The organism is Parabacteroides sp. KHUB-02, assembly GCF_056640955.1.
Genome location: NZ_JBWQEV010000001.1, coordinates 746,570 through 768,706, shown reverse-complemented (window position 1 = coordinate 768,706; position 22,137 = coordinate 746,570). Strand labels below are relative to the sequence as shown.

The window sequence follows — 22,137 nt, the reverse complement described above, 5'->3', positions numbered from 1 at the left end:
CGCGGTAAACCGTACAAAGATGAGCAAAGGAACAAAAAGTATAGCCTTTTACCTAATGATGATCCTCATTTTCGGTTCGCTGATGTACTTTATCGCCAAAGAAGGAGAAAGTCAGCAACTGGAAAATTCGATTGCGTCCATCCAAAACGCACCTAGTAATTTAGAAGAGGGATTTACCATATTTACTCAATTATTAGTACATAATATCGAGTCTTCCATAGGAATTCTGCTTTTACAAATCATCACGATATTGCTTACGTGCCGTTTGTTCGGTTGGTTATTCCAGAAGATCGGGCAACCCACCGTCATCGGCGAGATCGTTGCCGGAATCGTGCTAGGGCCGTCCGTATTAGGCAATTTATTCCCGGAGGCTTCCGCCTTCCTTTTCCCTGTGGAATCGTTGGTGAATATAAATATGCTGAGTCAATTCGGACTTATACTCTTTATGTTCGCTATCGGGATGGAACTTAATATCTCCGAGGTAAGGAAAAAGCTGAAAGAGACGATCTTAATCAGTCATACCAGTACGATCGTCCCCTTCTTTTTCGGTATGCTGACCGCCTATTTCGTGTACGACAAATATGCGGATAAGAGTACGCCTTTCCTCTCTTTCGCCTTGTTTATAGGTATCGCCATGAGTATTACCGCCTTTCCCGTATTGGCACGTATTATCCAAGAGAAAGGACTTACCAAGACACATTTGGGTACCATCTCGTTGGCAAGCGCAGCGAATGGGGATATCACCGCATGGTGCTTGCTAGCGGTTGTCATAGCGATCGCACAAGCGGGTTCGATGCTAAGTGCCGTTTACAACATTTTATTCTCAGTCCTTTACATAGTGTTTATGTTTTTGGCGGTGCGGCCATTCCTGCGGATGATCGGACATATTTACCACAACAAGGAGGTAATCGACAAGGGGCTGGTCGCTTTCATCTTCTTGCTATTGATCACCTCGGCTTATCTGACTGAGATATTGGGATTGCATGCCTTGTTCGGCGCTTTTATCGCAGGGGTGGTGATGCCGGGAAATGTCAAATTCCGCAAGATCATGACCGAGAAAGTAGAGGATGTATCCCTTGCGCTATTTCTTCCCTTATTCTTCGTATCCACCGGATTACGTACGGAAATAGGTCTTCTAAACAAGCCTGAGTTATGGTGGCTATGCCTTATCTTCATAGTCGTGGCCATCGCGGGAAAGTTTGGGGGAGCGATGTTCTCCGCCCGATTCGTGGGTGAGAGCTGGAAGGATAGCCTATACATAGGGGCACTCATGAACACCCGCGGGTTGATGGAGCTGGTCGTATTGACGATCGGGTACGAGATGGGGATATTGACACCTTCCGTATTCGTGATCTTAGTGCTAATGACGCTGGTCACCACCTTTATGACAACACCGTTGGTCTCATTCATCAAATTCTGTTACCGGACGCATGACAAGCTGATGGAGCAAAAAGAGAGAATGCCATTGGAGGGGATATTCAAGGTACTGTTGTCCTTCGGACGAGCCGGAAATGGACAGATCATGCTGGACGTAGCCTACCAGATGTTCGCCCAAGGCAAAAACAAACTGGAGCTGACGGCACTGCATTTGACGGTTGGCTCGGATGTAAACCCGCTACACACGGATAATTTCGAGGAAGTCAGCTTCGGCCCGATCCTTTACGGGGCCAAGAAGCTGGGCATTCAGATACAGACCCGCTACGAGGTATCGAACAACGCCGGAGTGGATATTTGTAGCATCGTAAACAATGAGGGGTACGATTTCCTTTTGGTCGGTTCCGGGATATCGATGAGCAACACACCGGACGATATAGCGGCAAGCCATTACCGGGCCTCGTTCTACAACCGTTATTTCAAACGCTTCAAGGCTCCGGAATCCTGGTTTTATCCGGGTGCCTTATTGAAAGACAAGACGAAGATGTTTATCGAGCAAAGCAATTGCCCGGTAGGTGTATTCGTGAACCGGAATTTCGTCAAGGCATCGAACGTGATCGTGGTCATCGACTCCGAGGAGGATTTATTCCTGTTGGGATACGCCCAGACCTTATTGAAGTCTACACACGGCTCGGCCAGCGTACTTGATAAATCCAGCAGTACGACCCCGGGGAACGAGGTGATCAAGGAAGGAATCCTGCGATTCACGGAAGACGTGAAGCAGACCACGCTTCTACGAGAGAAAGACCTTACACCCCAGTCTTTCAACGGCTTCAACTTCATGCTGATCAGTTATAAGACATGGAACGATGTCTCCGAGCACCGGAAAGAAGCCTTGCAGAAGATGCCTTCTACGTTGATATTAAGCAAATAATCCGTTATAAATCCATATAAACCCGTCTTTATGAGAATCTGTCTTTTCTTCTTGATCACCGTTTTCCTCATGGGCTGCTCCTCTACGGAAAGCCAACGGCAGGAACCGGAAAACCAGACCTTGGAAACGATACTCAACCGCAAAAGCGTACGTAAGTACAAAGATCGCCCGGTAGAAAAGGAAAAGATAGACAAACTGATACGAGCCGGAATGGCCGCCCCTTCCTCCCGTGACAGGCGACCTTGGGAATTCATTATCGTAACCGACTGGAAAGCCTTGGATACGATGGCCGAAGGCCTTCCCTTCGCCCGGATGCTGAAAGAGACAAGGCAAGCGATCGTCGTTTGCGGCGATACGATCAAATCCTCCAACGCTTGGTTTCTGGATTGTTCCGCCGCCTCGCAAAACCTGCTACTTGCCGCCGAATCCATGGGATTGGGAGCCGTATGGACGGCTGTTTACCCCTATCCGGACCGGATTGAGATCGTTCGGAAAGAGCTTCGGCTACCGGATCATATCATGCCGTTGAACGTCATACCTGTTGGATACCCCATGCAGAAAGAGACTCCCAAAAACAAATACAACGTCCAACAGATCCATCACAATGGCTGGTAAAGCTATATGACTTCCAGATAACTCCGTCCGTTTCCCGCCCGGTTCACCCGAATCTGCACGGGAATACGTTCCGTCATTTCCTGTACGTGCGAGATAACGCCGATCTTGCGCCCTTGCGTACGTAGGCTCTCCAAGGCATCCATAGCGACCCGCAACGTCTCCGCATCCAAAGAGCCGAAGCCCTCATCGATAAACAGGCTCTCTACCTTCATCCGGTTCGAGGAGAGAGAGGACAAGCCTAGCGCCAAGGCCAGCGAGACCAAGAAAGATTCCCCTCCGGAAAGGCTATGCACAGTACGGATCTCGTCGCACATATCTTGGTCGATCACCTGCAAAGCCAAGGTATCCGGCACACGCTCCAACCGGTAACGCCGGGATAGTTGCCGCAATTGCACATTCGCGTAACTCAACAAGACATCCAAGGTGTAGCCTTGGGCGATCCTACGGAACTTGGCGCCATCCGCCGAGCCTGCCAATTCATTCAGCTTTGCCCAACGCTCGCTCACCGCCCTCCGCTCCGAGAGCTCTTGCTGGAAGCCGGCTATCTTCCGCTTATTCTCCTCGTGCGTACGCAGACGGAAACTACATTCAGACTTTTGGGCCGTCATTTCCGACAGGGATTCCTCCAGCGTCTTCCCCTCGGAGTTCTCTTGATAGGCGACCATCCAGTTATCCAGCTCCTGCCGGCGTGCGGAAAGGAGACCGGAAGTCTCCGCCAGATCCTTCTTGATCTGTTCCGTACCCCCCCGGTATTGCTCCACCTCGCCGGCGTGCCTCGTCGTACTCTCTTGCAGCTGCTTCAAATGGCTCTTCAAGGCTTCCACCCGTTCGTGGAAGGTACGTTCCACCTGGTCGGCGGGCTGGCCTCCCAGCAAGAGACTCCGCTCCGAACGCAAGCGGGTATAGGATTGATTCTTCTCGTCGTAGGCTTTCGCGGCGTCCTCGTACTGCTTACGCAAGGGAGGGAGGAAAGCCTCGTACGACTCCCGTTCCGCTTTATAGGCGCTCCGCTCCCGTTCCAATTCCCGCAAGCGTTCCCCGTTGGCTTGCCACTGCCGGGCGAAATCCGTCAAGGTCTCCCGGAAGCTTTCCGGGTCCTTGTTCCAGCCCGTCTGCCATGCGTCGTTCCCGAACAGGGCGTTGGCGGCGGATAGGGATTGGGACAGCTTCTCCTGCTGCTCCCGCTTATCCAGTTCTTCCCGGTCGATTTGCTCGGACAGGGATTGTAGCTGATTCCTTAATTCCGTCCGTGCGTTCTCGTCCGCGGCGAGTTGTTTATGCAGCTCCAGTTCTTTCTGTTGCAGGGCGGCGAGTTGTTTCCCGCAGGCCTCCTGCCGTTCTTTCCGGTCGAGAAGCCGCTTGAGGCGCAGGGTAGCTTCCGAGATGCGATCCGCCAAAGCCAACAGACGCTCATGCGCCTCGTGAGAGGCGAAAGGATGCTCAAGGCTTCCGCAGACCGGGCAAGGCGTTCCGGCGATCAGCTTGTCCCGCAGGCTTTTGATATCGCCAGTCGTCACGAACTGGGCTTGCTCCAACAATAAACGCTCCCGTTCCGTACGGCAGGTCTCGATCGATCGATCCAAAGCCTCCGGTTCCAATTCCTTGAGGGCTAGCGCTACGGACTTCCGCTCTTCCTCAATCTTTACCTGTTCCTTGGCGTGCGTCTCCGCCTCCCGCCGCAAGGACTGTCCTCGCACCTCCAACCGCTGGATTTTCTGTCGGATAGCTAGCAAGGCCTTGTCCGACCGCTCGGCTGCCCGGCGAGCCGTGAGGCAGGTATCCAGATGGATCAGCAAGGCCGACAGTTGCTCGGCGATCCCCTCCTTGCTCCGGTAGCGTTCACGCCACGACGTCAGCTTGTCCCATTCCTCCGAGGCTTTCTTCTGCCGCTCTTCCACCTTCCTGAGTTTCTCTTCCGCCTCCTGCTTCCGCCGGGAGAAGTCTTTCATCCGTTCATCGGCCTCGGAGCGGGCTTTCAAGGCCGATTCCAGTTGCACGTCCAGTTTCCGGGCCTGTTGCAATTCCAGTCGCAAACTCTTTGATTCCTCATCCGTCCTCGCCAATCGCACCTCTCCTTGCTCATACTCCTTCCTTGAGGTTTCCAGCGATGCCAACGCCCGTTCCAAGAAACGGGCGTTCTCCTCCCGCTGTTTTTCCTTCGAGGCGATCTGGACCTCGGCCGCTTTCACGGCCTCCCGCAGGCTTTGCCGCTCGACCTTCGCCTTCTCCAGACGGGCCAGCTCCACCTCCAAGGCCGAAAGGCGGGTTTGGGAGGCTTCCACCTCCTCCTCCGATAGAAGCTCTATGCCTTGTACGCGGGCGTATAGCTGCTCGTAGGCCTCCTTCGCCTCGGCGTTCTTGGCGAAGATCCGGCGGGAGATCTCCGAGTATTGCTCCGTACCCGTCAGTTTCTCCAGCAAGGAGGCCTTCTCGCCCTGCTCCGCTTTCAGGAAGGTAGAGAAATCGTTCTGAGCCAAGAGCACCGAGCGGGTGAACTGATCGAAAGTCAGGCCGATCAGCTCGATGATACGGGCTTGCAGGTCCTTGTTGGTTCCCGGCTCCTCTTTCCCGGCATCTATATTATATAATGTAAGGCGGGCGGCCTGCAAACGTCCGCTCTCCTTCTCCCGGGCCCGGGATACGGACCAGCGGGCGCGATACCGACACCCGTTCAGCGCCACGAAATCCACCTCGGCGTAGCCCGAGGCCGTCCCGCGGCGCAAGAGGAAGCGGGGGTCGCTTTGCGGCAACACCTCCTCTTGCACGTCCCTCAGCCGCACGTTATTCTCCTTCGCCAGCTCCGTTCGCGGCGTACGGGAGAAAAGGGCGAGGCACATGGCATCCAGCAACGTGGATTTTCCCGCCCCGGTAGGCCCGGATATAGCGAAGATACCCGCCGAAGCCAAAGGCTCTTCCGTAAAATCAATGGAAAACTCTCCTTCCAGCGACGCCAGATTGCGTCCTCTGATCGCCAGCACTCTCATAAAGAAACCTCCCTCATCACCTCATTAAACAATGTCTCTATCTCCTCGGGCAACTCGCCTCCGTATTTCACGGCAAACGTATGTCTCAGCATATCCAGCGGGGCTATCTTTTGCAAATCATTATACGATAAGGCCCTCTCCTCCGCCTCCCCTTCCCGCCGGGGATACGAAGGAACGATGGAGGTGAGGCGGACCGCCTTCCCAACCAACGCCTCCTCTACCCGATGGCGGAACGTAGGGTCCGGCTCCGTCAGCAGGACCCGTATCTCCACGTAAGGCCAGCGGCTCTCGTCCTCCCTGCCCTCCTCCGGCTCCGGAAGCCCGGCAAGGCATCGCAAGACCTCCTCCGGTGGTAACGGGCTGTCCGGTATACGCAGCAAGTCCGCGACTCTTGGGATCTCGATCGCCTCGATACCAGCGACCTTCCCCTCCTCGACCGCTACGGCTATCACTTGATGCCGGTAATTCTTCTCCGAGAACGACATGGGAAGCGGGCTTCCGGCGTAACGTACCGCCTCGCGCCCGCCGATCCGTTGCGCCTTATGGATATGCCCCAGCGCCGTATAAGCGATCCCGGCGTCGAAGGTATCCGCGGATACGGACTCCAGACCTCCCATGATGGCGCGCTCGCTCCGGTCGTCGTCCGACAACTCGGCTCCGGTAGCGTGGAGGTGTCCCAAGGCTACGATCGCCTCGCCGGGGTTCCTCCGGGCATCCGCATAGGCATAGAGCCGCCGGTACATCCGGCCGATGCCCGCCACATACGAATCAAGCTCTCCCTCGGGCGCCGCCGGGTAATCTCCTTGGCGGAGGAAAGGCACCGCCAGGCAAAGCGCCTCCCGTTCTCCCGCCCGGTTCCTTAAAGGGACGACGAGCGAGGCGAGGTCGATCTCCCCGGAATCCGTCCTCCCCACGATACCGACAATCGAGGTATTCAATTCCTCCAGCAAGGGATTCGGGGCTTCCAGACGGATCGCGGAGTCATGATTGCCGGCGATGATCACGATCTGCAAGCCCGGATTCCGGCGATTCGCCTCTTTCAGGAAACGATAGAAACGACGTTGCGCCCCGGCGGAAGGGTTCGTCACGTCGAACACGTCGCCGGCGATCAACAGGACATCCGTCTCACGCTCCACCAAAAGATTTGTCAGAAAACCGAGGAAAGCGTCGTGCTCCGCCTCCCGGTCGTAGCCGAAAAAGGTCTGGCCCAGATGCCAGTCGGCCGTATGGATAAGTTTCAATGCCATATATTGTCATATTTATAAAAGCAAAGGTACAATTTTTTTCTAGGTTCTTTCTTTTGCCGTCAACATAGCCAAAGAGACATATCCGCGTCAAGGGAATAAGTTGTCGTTTCTTCTTTTTCAGGTCTATTTCAGCAATATACATCATAATATATGTATTTTAGTCCTAAGTTTATAAATTCTTTTGTTACATTTAGAGCGAAGAATGATCATCAACCGTTTTTCCCATAGCAACGGATATCATAGATTTCCTAAAGGCAATGACATAGTTTACAATAAAAAAACTAAATAAAAATCATGTACCATCTGATATTAAACGTTCTAGTTTTCTTTCTCCCATTGCTTCACGGGGATAAATCGACCGCATCAAATCCGGATATCAAGGAGGGAAATGAGGCTTACACAGTCTCATTCTATCCGGAAGGGGGCCGATTGATATTAAATACCGCCTGCGTAGTCGCATTCAAGGCAGAAAGCAGAGATGGTAAAACATTAGATATCTCAGGAGAGATCGTGGATGACAGAGGTAATATTGTACAAAACGTAAAATCCTTATATAACGGATTAGGATATTTCAATATTTACCCAAATGAAGGAAGGACCTATTATCTGAACTGTAAAAGCACAGAAGGTATAGAAAAAAGCTTTATATTACCTGCCGCAACCCTGTCAATAGGGATAAAAGTACATTTCAAGGAAGACCAAATATTAGTCTCCGCCTTAAAACCAGAGCATTTGCAATTTAAAGACACTTTATATATACTGTTACAATCCGAAGACTCCATCGTTTATAAAGACATTTGGGATTTCTCAAGGAGATGGATCGTATTCGAGAAAAAAAACATCAAGACCGGACTGTCTAGTTTTCTTTTAGTAGATAGTAATGGCGATCTACTTTCCGGGCGACCGTTTTTCAAGCTAGAAAATATCTCATCACTCCAATCTTTGCCTCCGGACTTCAAGATAAGGCTACTTCCTATCATGAACGATCCGGGAACCGACTCCATACGGAAGAATCTCGTATTGGATACTTTGGCCAAGACTTTAACAATCGACCAGGAACAATCGGAACCTGATAAAAGGCCAGATGATGATATATGGAAGACCATCGAGTTGGAGAATGTAGAAATCAAGGCATTCAAGAAAGACAAACAGAATCAAGGACTCTATTCGCCCGTCCAAGCTTCCAGCCGTATTTATAGCTCCCAAGATATAGAACGGTGGCATATAAATGAGATGAAATCGTTATTATCTCGCTTTAGCGGGGTTAAATTTATCTTCGATGACGTTAAGCAAAAATATTATCCGGTACTCCGTGACGCGATAACTTCCTTTAGATCAAAAAATGAAGGGAAACCCCTAGTCGTGATCGATGACACGCCTTTTATCGATTTCGACATCCTAGATTACCCTGTTAACGACATAGAAGAAATATTTTTACTAAAAGGATCAGACGCTGCCATATGGGGGCCTAAAGCTAGCAATGGAATTATCGTCATTATAACCCAAAGAGGTAAATCCACAAAAATCGAGCAAAAAGAGGAATAAAATGAGAATCCCGTCCGGGGTCGGCAAGACATCCGCTTCCCGCTCCACTATCCCCCCTTATATACCGGCAGCACGACCGAGAAGCGGCTTCCTTCTCCCTGCTTAGAACTCAGCGCTATCCGTCCCCCCAAGTTTTGTACGATTCCTTGGCAGATAGACAACCCTAGACCGGCCCCTTGGCTGAATTCATCTTGCTTGAAAAAACGGCTGAACACCTTCTCTTGTTCCTCCTCCGATAGACCGATCCCGGAGTCCTCGACAAATATCGCCGCCTCATCCGTGCCCCTCAGATGCTTAAATCCCAACTTTATATATCCGCTATTCGTGAATTTACAAGCGTTTGTCAAGAAATTGGTTATAACTTGAGAAAGTCTCTTTTTATCCGTATAGATAAACAAATCCCCCTCCGCCTCTTTCGAGAATCGTAGGTAGGCGGGGACCAATAACTGATGGGCGAGGTAAAGGTCGTCCACCAACTCCTTGACGGAGCAGCTCTCTTTCTCGAATTTCATTTGTCCCGATTGAAGTCTCGAAACCTCCAGAATATCATTGATGAGCACCAACAGCAGATCGCAGCTCTGATTGATCGTCTTGGCAAACAGCTGCTTGTCGGCCTCGTCTAAGTCCTTCTCCGAGGCCAGCAGGTTCGAGAAGCCTACGATAGAGTTCAGCGGCGTACGTATCTCATGGCTCATGTTCGCCAAGAACTTTTGCTCATATCCCCTCATGAGGATAAGCTCTTTTTCCCGTTTCTTCATGTCATTGATATTGATAAGTATACCACTCACGTCTTTGCCTCCCTCCGCATTATCTAACGCAGGCATGGCGCTAAAGCGGAATTCCCACCATTCATAATCAGATCCGGCGAAGCGGGCACGGCATTGGAATACCTCCTTGTCCGCCTTCCATAAGGATTGCCTCTGCAGCTTGAAAGCGATGAGATCATCGGGATGTATCAATTTCCACATCTCCTCCAACTCGATTCGCGACGGCTGGTCACCGACAGGATACTTGAAAAAGAACTCCTCATCCTTGAATTCCCAGATGTATATGCCTCCACACTGTATGGCCAAATCCAAGAAGAAATTCTTTTGAGACAAACGGGAGAAGATCATCTTGACTTGCCTCTTCTCCCGCCGGTACAGGTATAAGACAACGATTAGCAGCAGGATAGAGGAGATCTCAAAAATAGGCCTCAGCCTGTAATACTCAAATAAGGGGGAGCGCTCGGGCAGTAAATAGATCGCTGCGAACAAAGCCGCCAAAACCAAGAATATGTAAAGTAGGTGCTTCATCATTCTTCAAATTTATAAGTCCTCGCGGGACTACGGTAAATTATGAGACCAAAGGTATGAATATTTATTAAACAGTCAATGAAAATCAACGATAGTCTTAATAATAAATAATAATGTTAACACGGGAGGAAGAAATAAAGCCGTCTATCACCGTAGTCCCGCGAGAACAGCGCCTACCTCTCCCGCAATCATCCATCCATCCCGGCTTATATCTCGTCCGGAGATTCCCGGTCGGAGCCGAAAAAGGCCCGGCCCGGATGCCAGTCGACCGTATGGATAAGTTTCAATGCCATGATGGTAATCTTGTTTTATGGAGGCCAAAGGTAGGGAAAAATCTCAGGAAAGACCTTTAGAAAGGAGGAGAGGATGCGGGAAGGAAGCAAGTTGTCATTTCCGGGTGCCGGAAACGGACGTTTCCACGTATCGGAAACGAGAGCTTCCGGGTATCGGAAACGAAAGCTTCCGGGTGTCGGAAACGAGAACTTCCGACACCCGGAATAAAAGTTAAACCTCATCGGGGCTTTCGCTATCTCCATCACCTCCGCCCACGGTTAATGGATAAGGGAAGCGATTCCGGCGTACTTCCTTCAAAAAGACTTTACTGTTGCCACTCGAGCGAGTAGCCACCTCCAAGTAATACGTGCCATCCTCCAAGGCGGGGATGATAAGCGAGAAGGCCGACGGATCGTTGCGCAACACGGAGGTCATCGGCACGGCTACCGACGTTTGGGAGCCGTCCTTCACGAAGAAGAAGCCCACGGCATCTCCCGTCTCGCCGGCGATCTTGATACGTTGCCCGCTGCCGGTCAATCCTCCGCCCGGGGTCAGTTTCGTATTCACGGCACCGGACGCTACGTCCGTCACGCTGATGATCGTAGGCAGCCCCTCCTCCACGTGGCTGACGATCACGCTGATGTCCGTCAGCTTCGAACGAATCTCCGCCGTGGGCGTGGAACGGAGCACGACCTTGTTGCGCGCCGGGTCGAACTGCGCCTTCGGGCCGATGAACGAGCCCTCCACGCCCAAGCTGTTCGTCGTGAAACCGAACTCCACGGTACTGCCCGAGTACAGCTCCTCCTCGGCCACACCCTTGATCTCACTGTAAATACCTTCAATCTCCGAGGCCGAATATTTCGTACCGAGCCGAGCGGCGGCCAGCTTGCATAAGTCGCCGATCGAACGACTTTGTACGTAAGTGACGTTGAACGTGAAATCGTCCGTGCGCGCCGTCAACTTGTTCTCCACCAGCTTACCGGTGATACTTCTTTTCTTAGGTTCTGCCATACTATCATTCAGATTATGGGCCTCTCTTGGATAGAGACCCTAGTTATTAAACACCCAAATGTAACAATAAACTTTCACTCCGACAAGCGGGAATCGGATTACTATTCACGCTTTCCCAAAAACTATTTGTAAGCAAAACCTAGCCAACTCATAATAATTTGTTACTTTTGCGGTGGTTTTAAATAGGAACAACATAATTAATAAACATACCTATGGCAAAGATTACAAAAGAGGAGGCCCTTCGGTACCATGCCGAGGGCAAACCGGGTAAAATCGAGGTTATCCCGACAAAGCCTCATAGCACGCAAACGGATTTATCCCTAGCTTATTCGCCGGGCGTAGCCGAGCCGTGTCTGGAAATCGAGAAGAATCCGCTGGACGCGTACGAATATACGGCGAAAGGTAATTTGGTAGCCGTAATCTCTAACGGTACCGCCGTACTCGGGCTGGGCGATATAGGCCCCTTGGCCGGTAAGCCGGTGATGGAAGGCAAGGGATTGCTATTCAAGATATTCGCGGGTATCGACGTATTCGATATCGAGGTGAACGAGAAAGATCCGGAGAAGTTTATCCAGACCGTGAAGGCGATCTCGCCTACGTTCGGAGGAATCAACTTGGAGGATATCAAGGCACCGGAGTGTTTCGAGATCGAGACCCGCTTGAAGAATGAGCTGGATATCCCCGTCATGCACGACGACCAGCATGGTACGGCTATCATCTCCGGCGCCGGGCTGATCAACGCCTTGGAGATCGCCGGCAAGAAGATCGAGGACGTGAAGATCGTGGTGAACGGCGCCGGAGCCGCCTCTATCTCATGTACGAAACTGTACGTGATGCTGGGAGCGCACAAGGAGAATATCGTCATGTGCGACAGCAAGGGCGTCATCTCTACCAGTCGCCCGGACTTGAACGCCGCCAAGCGGGAGTTCGCTACCGACCGTCCGATCAAGACCTTGCAAGAGGCCGTGGTGGGAGCCGACGTATTCTTGGGCCTCTCCGTGGCGAACGTATTGACCAAGGAGATGGTACGTAGCATGAATGCCGACCCGATCGTATTCGCCTTGGCGAACCCGAACCCGGAGATCTCCTACGCCGACGCTATGGCCTCGCGGGACGATATCATCTTCGCTACCGGACGTTCCGACTATCCGAACCAGATCAACAACGTGCTGGGATTCCCTTATATCTTCCGCGGCGCCTTGGATACGCACGCCAAGGCGATCAACGAGGAGATGAAGCGAGCCGCCGTCTACGCCATCGCCGACCTTGCCAAGGAGCCTGTCCCCGACGTGGTGAACGCCGCCTATAAGCTGAAACGAACCACTTTCGGACGCGACTATATCCTTCCGAAAGCGCTCGATCCCCGTTTGCTGACCCGTGTATCTTGCGCCGTGGCGAAAGCCGCTATCGACTCGGGCGTGTCTCGCAAGACGATCACCGACTGGGAGGGCTACGCCAACCATTTGCGTGAGATGATGGGGTACGATAATAAACTCTTGCGCTCGTTCACCGATATGGCGAAAGCGAACCCGAAACGGGTGGTATTCGCGGAGGCGAACCACGTGAATATGCTGAAAGCCGCCGCCGAGGCGAAAGCGGAAGGTATCTGTTTCCCGATCTTGCTGGGTAACGAGGAGCGTCTGGCCAAGATCGCCGCCGAGGAGAATATCAGTCTGGACGGTATCGAGATCGTCAACCTCCGCCACGACCGCGAGACGGAACGCCGCCACCGCTACGCCCGTATCCTTACCGACAAGAAGGCGCGCGAGGGCGTGACCTACTCGGAGGCTTGCGAGAAAATGGTAGACCGTAACGCCTTTGGTATGATGATGGTGGCTACCGGCGACGCTGACGCTTTCGTGACGGGTGTATACAGCCGCTACTCGGAGGTTACCAAGATGGCGGAGCAGATCATCGGCATCCGCCCGAGTTACAAGCATTTCGGTGCCTTGAACATCCTGACGTGCAAGAAGGGTACGTTCTTTATGGCCGATACGTTGATCAACCGTCATCCGTCGGCCGAGGTATTGATCGATATCGCCCGCCTGACGCACGACGCCGTGAAGTTCTTCGCTCACGAGCCGGTGATGGCGATGTTGTCTTACTCGAACTTCGGTTCCGACAAGCAGGGCAGTCCGCTGAAAGTACACGAGGCGATCGACTTCTTGCATAAGACATACCCAGACATGGTGGTAGACGGAGAGATGCAAGTAAACTTCGCCCTCGACAAGAAGCTGCGCGACGATATGTACCCGTTCAACAAGCTGAAAGGACAAGACGTGAATACCTTGATCTTCCCGAACCTAAGCTCCGCCAACAGCGCATATAAGCTATTGGATACGCTGGGTATCACCGAGACGATCGGCCCGATCCAGATGGGATTGAACAAACCGATCCACTTCACCGACGTAGAAAGCTCTACCCGTGATATCGTGAACCTGACTACCGTAGCTGTCGTAGACGCTATCGTTCAGGAGCAGATCGAGAAAGAAAATAGATAAGTTTTGACGCAGATGACACGGATAACACGGATAAGAATAAAATAAATCCGTGTCATCTGCGTCATCTGCGTCTAAAAGATAGACCACCAAGAGTTTTGACACAGGGTCATGTCAATTTAGATAGCTTTCGATATTCGCTATTACCTTTTGCGACAATCGCTCCATACATTGCTCCGAGTGGCCGGAGACTTTCGGGGTATATATGACATTATCGAATTGCGTCAAGGTATCCGCGTAGTTCCCGATACCCACCTCATCGCATAAGAAGAAATTCCGCTTATGGGCGCTAAGCCAACGTTGTAAATCCGGGACACGGAAAGTAGGCCCTACCGACGTATTGATCAATATCTTCAGATTACCGAACAAACGAAACTCACCCGCCCCCAGAAGAATCGTATTACGAGGTAAGCAAGTACATAAAATATCCACCTCCGGCAGCAACTCCCGCAAAGGCAGGTAAGCGATACCGGCGGCCTCGGCATCCGGCTTACGGGTACGGCTGAAATAATAAACCTCAGCCCCCAAGAAACGAAGAGCGTCAGCGATCATTCTCCCGGTGCGACCCAATCCCACGATGCCTACTTTTTGCCCGCCCAGCTCATACGCCTTATGTTTCCACTGCTTCCCGCCGAAACCATGCAACAAACGGACTAGCTCGCTAATGACATACTCCACGACTCCCTCATCGCCATAGTCTCGGATGCCCAAAACCGTTATCCCCCGCTCACGTGCGGCGGCTATATCCACATTCGCACTAGACTCACTATAAAGGGTACAGCACATCCCGATGTATTTGATATTCGGGCAAGCCTCGATCACGTTCCTCCGGATCTGTGTATTATAAGAGACGAGCACACAATCTGCGTCCCCGATCCGGTTCACAATCTCCTCATCCGTTTTCGGAATGCCGGTATAAAAAACAACCTCTTTTCCAAGCTCCTTCAAACGCTCCACTCCCCATGTATTCAATCCGGTAGAATCTACCACTACAATTTTCTCAAACATATCTTACTTTATTAACTACCATCTTCAATTAATTATCCCTCTCACAAAGCTATAAATAAAATAGCCGCAAAGAGCGACTTTCAGCACGACACTCAATAAAAAACCAGCGAACGCCCCGAAACCAGCCTTCAACGCATCTCCGGACGCCTTGCCTCCCAAAAGTTCTCCAACGAAAGCCCCCACGAATGGACCCAGCAAGATCCCCCAAGGCGGAAACACGAATATGCCGGCCACGGTTCCCACGGCACATCCCCAATTTCCCCACTTGGACCCTCCGCTATACTTAGTCCCCAGCATGGGCGTAACATAGTCCATCGCCTGTGCCAACACGACCAGCAATCCCCACACGACCAACTCCGTAACCGTAAATTCCGCATAACCCGTAAAATGCTGCAGCCACAAAGCCAAATACGCCACCGGCGGCCCCGGCAAGACCGGCAAAAAACACCCCGCCAATCCCACCAACAAACAGATAACGCCTAGTATAACCAATAAGATATCCATACAATCACTATTTACAATAATCCTTTATTTCACCAATTCTCCTTATTAATCAAATTCACCACGACTTTCACCATCATATCTTTTTCCTCCGTCCGGCTTTCCGCTATCATCAAGGTTAAAGCGACCAATGTAGTATCAGCGATACGTTTCGTCCCATCCGGATTATATAAGATTCCATTATTATCGAGAAACCACAAGAAAAGCGTTGCGGCTATACGCTTATTACCATCGCTGAACGAATGATTTTTTGTAACCAGATAAAGAAGCATAGCCGCTTTTTCCTCTACCGATGGATAAAGATCCTCCCCTCCAAAAGTTTGGTAAATCTGTCCGATAGAGCTTTTGAAAGAACCGTCTTTCTCGTTTCCGAATAAATTACTTCCACCAAATTTACTTTTCAATCCTTGGATAGCCAACATCGCATTTTCATAGGTAGCCTTAAACCGTTGCTCATTTGTCGTCGAATGAATATCCAATTGCTGATAGTCATACTTATCCAGTGTATCTAAGGCATAGGTATAGTCTACAACCACATCTAGTAACGTACGGCTTTCATCTGAGGAAAGAACCTCCTGACTCTTAACTGTACGACCGAGGACTTGTACAAGCAGCTTCAGTTCGTCGTATTTTTGTTGGGTCAGTTGTTTATTGACAGCGTAGCCTTTGACAAGGTATTCTTTTAGGATTTTATTCGCCCAGATACGGAATTGCGTACCACGCTTAGACTTGACACGATAGCCGACTGAGATAATGACATCAAGACTATAAACCCCAGTAGGCTTGTATTTGGAAAAAGTATTATGCAAAATTTGCATATTACTCATTTCCTCAAGTTCTCCTTCTTTAAAAACATTTCTGATATGCCGAGCTATTACCGATTGATCCTTTTGAAAAAGCTCCGCCATCTGCGCTTGCGTAAGCCATACTGTATCATTCTCCAATTTCACGTCAATTGAAGTCTCACCATCGGCTGTCCGATAAATAACGATCTTGCCATTTTCCATACGTTTCAGTTTTTAGGATATATAAATAGACAAAGATACAAACATTTCCCACCCTTAACTGTTTTGCTAAAAGCTAAATCTAAACATATATATTTATGCACAAACATTTACGCCTGACATGTTATGCTTTGTTGTGCTTGCTGGTGCCGATCGGGGTAATGGCGCAGACAGAGCATACGTATTTAGACCGTGCCCTACCCGGATCATGGTCTGAGGAAGGGAGTGATTTCCAGCAGACACTTCCCGTAGAAGATAATTGGTGGAGAAATTTTAAGGACCCGTTACTGGACTCGCTGATAGAAGTAGCCGTGAAACAAAACTATTCCGTGCAAATGGCGATGGATAGGATCGCCATGGCGAAAGCCAACCTGCGGTCGGCACAAGGAAGCTACTCGCCCACCCTAGGGCTTTCCGCCGGATGGACACGGCAACAAAGTAGCGGCAATATCAATCAGGTACCCAAGGCGATCACCCAATATTCCAGCGCTACCGTAGATATGAACTGGGAGGTGGACGTATTCGGGAGTATCCGGAACCGGGTGAAAGCGGAGAAAGAGAATTTCGCCGCCTCGAAAGAGGAATACAACGCCGCCATGGTCTCCCTTTGCGCTCAAGTAGCCTCCTCCTATATCAATATGAGGGAACTGCAACAAGAGGTAAAGGTAGCGCAACAGAACTGCCGCTCCCAACAGACGGTCGTACAGATCACCCAGAAACGGTATGAGACCGGGCTAGTCTCTAAACTGGACGTAGCGCAGGCGCAATCCGTATACTACAGCACGAAAGCCTCCCTACCGATGCTGGAGGCCGGTATCATCCAATACGCAAACTCCTTGGCGATCCTGTTAGGCCTGTACCCTTCCGATCTACAAAAGATCATGGAGACAGACGCTTCCTTGCCGGAATATATCGAGCCGGTCGGTGTAGGGCTACCGGCAAACCTGTTGCTACGCCGTCCGGATGTACGTGCGGCAGAACGGCAGGTCAATGCGCTTGCCGCCTCGCTCGGGGCCTCTAAGTCCGATTGGTGGCCGAAAGTATTCGTGAAAGGCTCGGTCGGTTTCGCCTCCCACGACTTCGACAAGCTGGCGAATCATAATAGCTTGACCTATGAGATCGCCCCTACCCTTACGTGGAACTTCTTCCAAGGCACCCAGAAGATACAGGCTACCCGGTTGGCGAAAGCCCAGTTGGACGAGTCGATCCGACAATTCAACCAGACCGTGCTTACCTCCGTACAGGAAGTGGATAACGCCATGAGCTCGTACAAGAACTCGATCAAGCAGATCGTAGCCCTCCGGGAAGTGGTAAACCAAGGAAAACAGACCTTGGATCTTTCCCTTGACCTCTATAAGCAGGGCCTTACGCCTTTCCAAAACGTACTGGACGCGCAACGCTCCCTCCTCACCTACCAGAACCAATTGACACAGGCTCAAGGTAGCTCACTACTGAACTTGATACAGCTTTATCAGTCATTGGGCGGAGGATGGAATCCTATGTAGGCCGTTCGATCCGATCGAACAAAAGCCCACTCAAACAATTAATATAAATAATCATTAAAGACAAAAGATATGAAGACATTTGTTTACATAGGGATTATCGGAGCCTCCGCCTTATTACTGGCGTCTTGCAAGGGGAAAAGCAAGCCGATGGAAACGCCCGTGCCCTCCATAAGCGTATCCACGCCGATCGTGAGGGACATTACCTTGACGAAAGAATACCCCGGATACCTTAGTTCACAACTGAAAGTAGACTTGGTAGCCCGTGTCAACGGATACTTGCGTACCTCTTACCTCAAGGCCGGAAGCCGGGTGAAGAAGGGCGATCTTATCTTCGTGATCGAACCGGACACCTATCAAGATAACGTCACCCAAGCCGAGGCTTCCGTAAAGACCTCCAAAGCCCAGCTGGAATATGCACGCAGCAACTACGAGCGTATGAAGGAGGCGGCTAAGAGCGGCGCCGTAAGCCAGATACAAGTGATCCAAGCGGAGGCTACCGTATCGGAGTCTGAGGCTGCCGTGAAGAACGCCGAGGCGGAATTGAATACCGCACGGACCAACTTGAGCTATTGCTATATCCGTGCGCCTTTCGACGGTGCGGTTACCCGGGCCAGCTACGATATAGGTAATTACATCAACGGAGCCGTCCAGCCGGTTACCTTGGCCACCTTATACAAGGACGACTTGATGTTCGCCAATTTCAATATCGAGGATAACCAGTTCATGAAGATGATGCTGGAAGCCGCCCGCAACGATAGCACCGTGAAACTTCCGACCGAGATCCTCGTCAGCATAGGCAAGGATGGCGGCAATGCGTATACGGGCCGGCTGGATTATCTATCCCCCAATATCGACCTATCGACCGGTACCCTGAACGTACGTGCCAATCTGGATAACCCGAAGCATGTATTGAAGAGTGGCTTATACGTCACCATCACCCTGCCGTACGCCGAGCAGCCGAATGCGGTCTTGGTTCGTGACGCCTCGATCGGTACCGACCAATTAGGGAAGTACCTTTATATCGTGAACGACTCCAATGTCGTACGATACCGTCCTATCGAGGTGGGACAATTGGTAGACGATACGCTTCGCCAAGTGATCGCCGGTATCGGCCCCAAAGATCCCTATGTCACTTCTGCCCTGCTTAAGGTACGGGATGGCATGACTATCAAACCTATAAAATAAGCAAGCTATGGTAAAGTTCTTTATTAACAGACCGATATTCGCCACCGTACTTGCTCTGATCATCGTCGTGGCGGGTTTGGTCACCCTCAATATATTACCGATCGCCCAGTATCCGGAGATCACGCCGCCTACCGTACAGGTATCCGCCGTTTATCCCGGGGCGGACGCACAGACGGTAGCGCAGACCGTAGGTTTACCGATCGAGCAACAGGTAAACGGCGTGGACGGTATGCTTTACATGAGTTCGAACTCCTCCAGTTCGGGGGCTTACTCCCTGACGATCACCTTCGCCGTGGGAACGGATATCGACATGGCGACCGTCATGGTGCAAAACCGGGTGAGTATCGCCCAGAGCAGCTTGCCGGAACCCGTGATCGTACAAGGTATCACCACCCGCAAGCAATCCTCCAATATCGTGATGATGCTTACCCTAAGTTCCAAGGATTCCATTTACGACGGGTTGTATTTAAGTAATTACGCCACCTTAAATATGATAGACCAGCTAACCCGCCTGCCGGGTGTAGGCTCGGTACAGGTGATGGGAGCCGGAAACTATAGCATGCGTATCTGGCTAGACCCGGAGGCGATGCGTATCCGTAACTTGACGCCGGACATGGTCTATCAAGCCATATCCACGCAAAACGCCCAAGTGTCCGCCGGCTACGTAGGCCAACCGATTCTACGGGCGGATAACCCCTATCAATATACCTTGACCGTGAAAGGACGGTTGACGACACCGGATGAGTTCGGCAATATTGTCCTTAAGACCGGGCAAGGTGGCAAGATCCTGCGATTGAAGGATATCGCCCGCATAGAGTTGGGCAGCTCCTCTTACAACGTGGTCTCTAAATTAAGCGGACAGCCGACTGCTGCGATAGCGATCTACCAGTTGCCGGGCTCCAACTCCTTGGATGTATCGAAGGTGGTAAAGGCCAAGATGAAAGAATTAGGCAGTTCCTTACCCGAAGGCGTGGAATACAAAGTGACCTTGGATACGACAGAGGTGATCGACGCCTCCATCCATGAGGTGCTTATCACATTCTTGGAGACAACCTTGCTGGTGGTCTTGGTTATCTTCTTATTCTTACAGAATTTCCGGGCGGTAGTCATCCCGTTCATTACGATTCCGGTCTCATTGATCGGTACGCTGGCGGTCATGGCGGCTTTAGGCTTCTCCATTAATACGTTGACCTTATTCGGCTTGATTCTGGCGATAGCGGTGGTGGTAGACGACGCCATCGTGGTGGTAGAGAACTCCACCCGGCTCCTCGATACCGGGAAATATACGGCCCACGAGGCGGTATCGAAGGCCATGGATGAGATCGTAGGGCCTATCGTGGGCGTGGTATTGGTATTATTGGCGGTATTTATCCCGACAACGTTTATCAGCGGTATCTCCGGGCAGCTCTATAAGCAATTCGCCTTGACAATCGCCGCCGCTACCGTATTAAGCGGATTTAACTCGCTTACGCTTACGCCCTCGCTTTGCGCCCTTTTCTTGGAGAAGAATACGGAAGAACCAAAATTCTTCCTCTTCAAAGGATTCAATAAGGTATACGGAAAGACTCAGAAGATGTACGACTCGATCGTGGAGCGGATGCTGAAACGACCGGGAGCGGCGATGATCGTTTACGGTATCATCACGGCGGTAGCGGTTATCTTGTTTATGCGCTGGCCGACAACCTTTATACCCGAAGAGGATGACGGCTATTTCCTAATCGTATCCCAATTACCCCCGGCGGCGAGCTTGAACCGGACGGAGGCGGTCACCAAGCAGATCGACGAGATCCTAAAGACATACCCCGAGGTGAAATCATTCATCAGCGTTAGCGGATTCTCCGTGATGGGTGGAGGGGAGCAATCCAATACGGCCACCTTCTTCGTGATCCTAAAGAACTGGAACGAACGTAAAGGTAAGGAGCATACGGCAGAGGCCGTGACCAACCGTTTCAACCGGGAGGCATCGGCTATCCAAGAAGCGCAGGTATTCGGTATGGTACCGCCAGCTATCCCGGGGTTGGGCGCTTCGGGCGGCTTGCAACTGCAATTGGAGGATCGTAAGAACCTAGGTCCGACGGAGATGCAGCATGCCGTGGAGACATTGCTGGCCAGCTACCGCTCGAAACCGCAATTGCTGAACCTTTCTTGTATGTATCAGGCCAATACCCCGCAGTATCTACTGAAGATAGACCGGGATAAGGTGCAGATGCTCGGTCTTCAGTTGAATCAAGTATTCTCCACGCTCAGCTATTATATGGGAGCGGCGTACGTGAACGATTTCGTGGAGTTCGGACGTATTTACCAAGTTAAGATCGAGGCGAACGGAGAGGCGCAGAAAGTGATCGATGATGTACTCCGTTTGAGTCTGGCGAATAGTAAAGGAGAGATGGTACCCTTCTCCTCTTTTATCGAATTAGACGAGCAATTGGGATTAGACCAGATCAACCTATATAATATGTATTCATCGGCGGCTATTACTTGTATCGCCAACCCGAAATATAGTTCCGGAGAAGCGATCCTAGCGATGGAGGAGCTGATACAGGAACAATTAGGTGATAATTTTGGATATGAATGGACCTCGGTCGCTTATCAAGAGACGAAAGCAGGATCTACGACGGTGATTATTTTCGCCATGGCGTTGCTAGTCGCTTTCTTGGTTCTCTCGGCTCAATATGAGAGCTGGACAAGTCCGTTGGCGGCTATCATGGGTTTGCCGATCGCCTTGTTGGGAGCTATTATCGGCTGCTGGGTGATGGGGGTTCCGGTAAGCGTATATACCCAGATCGGTATTATCTTATTGATCGCCTTGTCCGCCAAGAATGGTATCTTGATCGTAGAGTTCGCCCGGGATTTCCGAAAGGAAGGTAATCCGATACGGGATTCCGCCTTGGAAGCCGGACACGTTCGTTTACGTCCGATCCTGATGACCTCGTTCGCCTTTGTATTGGGTGTCATGCCTTTGCTTTTCGCTACCGGAGCGGGAGCGGCCAGCCGTATATCCTTAGGTGCGGCGGTAGTATTCGGTATGGCTATCAATACGATATTCGCCACGATGTTCATCCCTAACTTCTATGAACTGATGCAGACCATCCAAGAGAAATGGCTGGATAAAGGAAAGAAGACGGATGTTACGCCTAAACAATAGAAAGTTTCCAATC

At 51.2% G+C, this 22,137-nt stretch carries 15 protein-coding genes; 8 read left to right on the top strand and 7 right to left on the bottom strand.

Going from position 1 to position 22,137, the window contains the following annotated elements; all coding sequences use genetic code 11:
* Nucleotides 1-19 precede the first annotated feature (19 nt).
* Complete coding sequence (locus ACYIA1_RS03445) at nucleotides 20-2,308, top strand: cation:proton antiporter (protein ID WP_005866233.1); 2,289 nt, start codon at nucleotides 20-22, stop codon at nucleotides 2,306-2,308.
* Nucleotides 2,309-2,338: 30 nt separating this feature from the next.
* Entirely contained in the window at nucleotides 2,339-2,923 is a 585-nt protein-coding gene (locus tag ACYIA1_RS03440; RefSeq protein ID WP_005866231.1) for a nitroreductase family protein, read from the top strand.
* 2 nt (nucleotides 2,924-2,925) lie between these two features.
* Here ACYIA1_RS03440 and ACYIA1_RS03435 read toward each other — a convergent pair whose 3' ends face one another.
* Together ACYIA1_RS03435 and ACYIA1_RS03430 are read right to left on the bottom strand one after the other, a co-directional pair.
* The gene (locus ACYIA1_RS03435; protein ID WP_480334384.1) at nucleotides 2,926-5,907 is read right to left on the bottom strand and encodes an SbcC/MukB-like Walker B domain-containing protein; all 2,982 of its coding nucleotides are present in this window, start codon (nucleotides 5,905-5,907) and stop codon (nucleotides 2,926-2,928) included.
* Entirely contained in the window at nucleotides 5,904-7,154 is a 1,251-nt protein-coding gene (locus ACYIA1_RS03430) for an exonuclease SbcCD subunit D (RefSeq protein WP_005866227.1), read from the bottom strand. Before ACYIA1_RS03430 ends, ACYIA1_RS03435 begins: the two co-directional genes overlap by 4 nt.
* Before the next feature lie 294 nt (nucleotides 7,155-7,448).
* Here ACYIA1_RS03430 and ACYIA1_RS03425 point away from each other — a divergent pair, with 294 nt between their 5' ends.
* Nucleotides 7,449-8,699 (top strand): TonB-dependent receptor, encoded by a 1,251-nt coding sequence (locus ACYIA1_RS03425; RefSeq protein ID WP_005866225.1) that lies wholly within the window; start codon nucleotides 7,449-7,451, stop codon nucleotides 8,697-8,699.
* 47 nt (nucleotides 8,700-8,746) lie between these two features.
* Here ACYIA1_RS03425 and ACYIA1_RS03420 read toward each other — a convergent pair whose 3' ends face one another.
* Complete coding sequence (locus ACYIA1_RS03420; RefSeq protein ID WP_480336311.1) at nucleotides 8,747-9,994, bottom strand: sensor histidine kinase; 1,248 nt, start codon at nucleotides 9,992-9,994, stop codon at nucleotides 8,747-8,749.
* A gap of 366 nt (nucleotides 9,995-10,360) precedes the next feature.
* Between ACYIA1_RS03420 and ACYIA1_RS03415 the strand changes: the two genes are divergently transcribed.
* Entirely contained in the window at nucleotides 10,361-10,495 is a 135-nt protein-coding gene (locus ACYIA1_RS03415) for a hypothetical protein (RefSeq protein ID WP_255417773.1), read from the top strand.
* 3 nt (nucleotides 10,496-10,498) lie between these two features.
* On the opposite strand, the gene ACYIA1_RS03410 is transcribed toward ACYIA1_RS03415, so the two are convergent.
* Nucleotides 10,499-11,278, bottom strand: coding sequence for a DNA-binding domain-containing protein (locus ACYIA1_RS03410; protein ID WP_005866221.1), 780 nt, complete (start codon nucleotides 11,276-11,278; stop codon nucleotides 10,499-10,501).
* A gap of 212 nt (nucleotides 11,279-11,490) precedes the next feature.
* On the opposite strand from ACYIA1_RS03410, the gene ACYIA1_RS03405 reads away from it, so the two are divergent.
* Nucleotides 11,491-13,779: an NADP-dependent malic enzyme gene (locus ACYIA1_RS03405; protein ID WP_480334380.1), complete on the top strand. Its 2,289-nt coding sequence runs from the start codon at nucleotides 11,491-11,493 to the stop codon at nucleotides 13,777-13,779.
* A 111-nt stretch (nucleotides 13,780-13,890) separates the two neighbouring features.
* Here the strand turns inward: ACYIA1_RS03405 and ACYIA1_RS03400 are convergent, their stop codons facing one another.
* The 3 genes from ACYIA1_RS03400 to ACYIA1_RS03390 are packed head-to-tail and all read right to left on the bottom strand — an operon-like array spanning nucleotide 13,891 to nucleotide 16,292.
* Nucleotides 13,891-14,784 carry a D-isomer specific 2-hydroxyacid dehydrogenase family protein gene (locus ACYIA1_RS03400; protein WP_480334378.1) on the bottom strand — a complete coding sequence of 298 codons (894 nt, stop codon included), beginning with the start codon at nucleotides 14,782-14,784 and terminating at the stop codon, nucleotides 13,891-13,893.
* 24 nt (nucleotides 14,785-14,808) lie between these two features.
* On the bottom strand, nucleotides 14,809-15,288 hold the full coding sequence (locus ACYIA1_RS03395; RefSeq protein ID WP_480334376.1) for a DUF456 domain-containing protein: 480 nt from the start codon (nucleotides 15,286-15,288) through the stop codon (nucleotides 14,809-14,811).
* Nucleotides 15,289-15,317: 29 nt separating this feature from the next.
* A complete protein-coding gene (locus tag ACYIA1_RS03390; protein ID WP_480334374.1) occupies nucleotides 15,318-16,292 on the bottom strand; it encodes a virulence RhuM family protein/type II toxin-antitoxin system death-on-curing family toxin in 975 nt (324 codons plus the stop codon).
* Between the two features lie 95 nt (nucleotides 16,293-16,387).
* Here ACYIA1_RS03390 and ACYIA1_RS03385 point away from each other — a divergent pair, with 95 nt between their 5' ends.
* From ACYIA1_RS03385 to ACYIA1_RS03375, 3 genes are all read left to right on the top strand, one after another.
* Complete coding sequence (locus tag ACYIA1_RS03385; protein ID WP_005866210.1) at nucleotides 16,388-17,794, top strand: efflux transporter outer membrane subunit; 1,407 nt, start codon at nucleotides 16,388-16,390, stop codon at nucleotides 17,792-17,794.
* A 69-nt stretch (nucleotides 17,795-17,863) separates the two neighbouring features.
* A complete protein-coding gene (locus ACYIA1_RS03380) occupies nucleotides 17,864-18,979 on the top strand; it encodes an efflux RND transporter periplasmic adaptor subunit (protein WP_259010303.1) in 1,116 nt (371 codons plus the stop codon).
* Between the two features lie 7 nt (nucleotides 18,980-18,986).
* Nucleotides 18,987-22,124 carry an efflux RND transporter permease subunit gene (locus ACYIA1_RS03375; RefSeq protein ID WP_048928372.1) on the top strand — a complete coding sequence of 1,046 codons (3,138 nt, stop codon included), beginning with the start codon at nucleotides 18,987-18,989 and terminating at the stop codon, nucleotides 22,122-22,124.
* The last annotated feature ends 13 nt before the right edge of the window (nucleotides 22,125-22,137 follow it).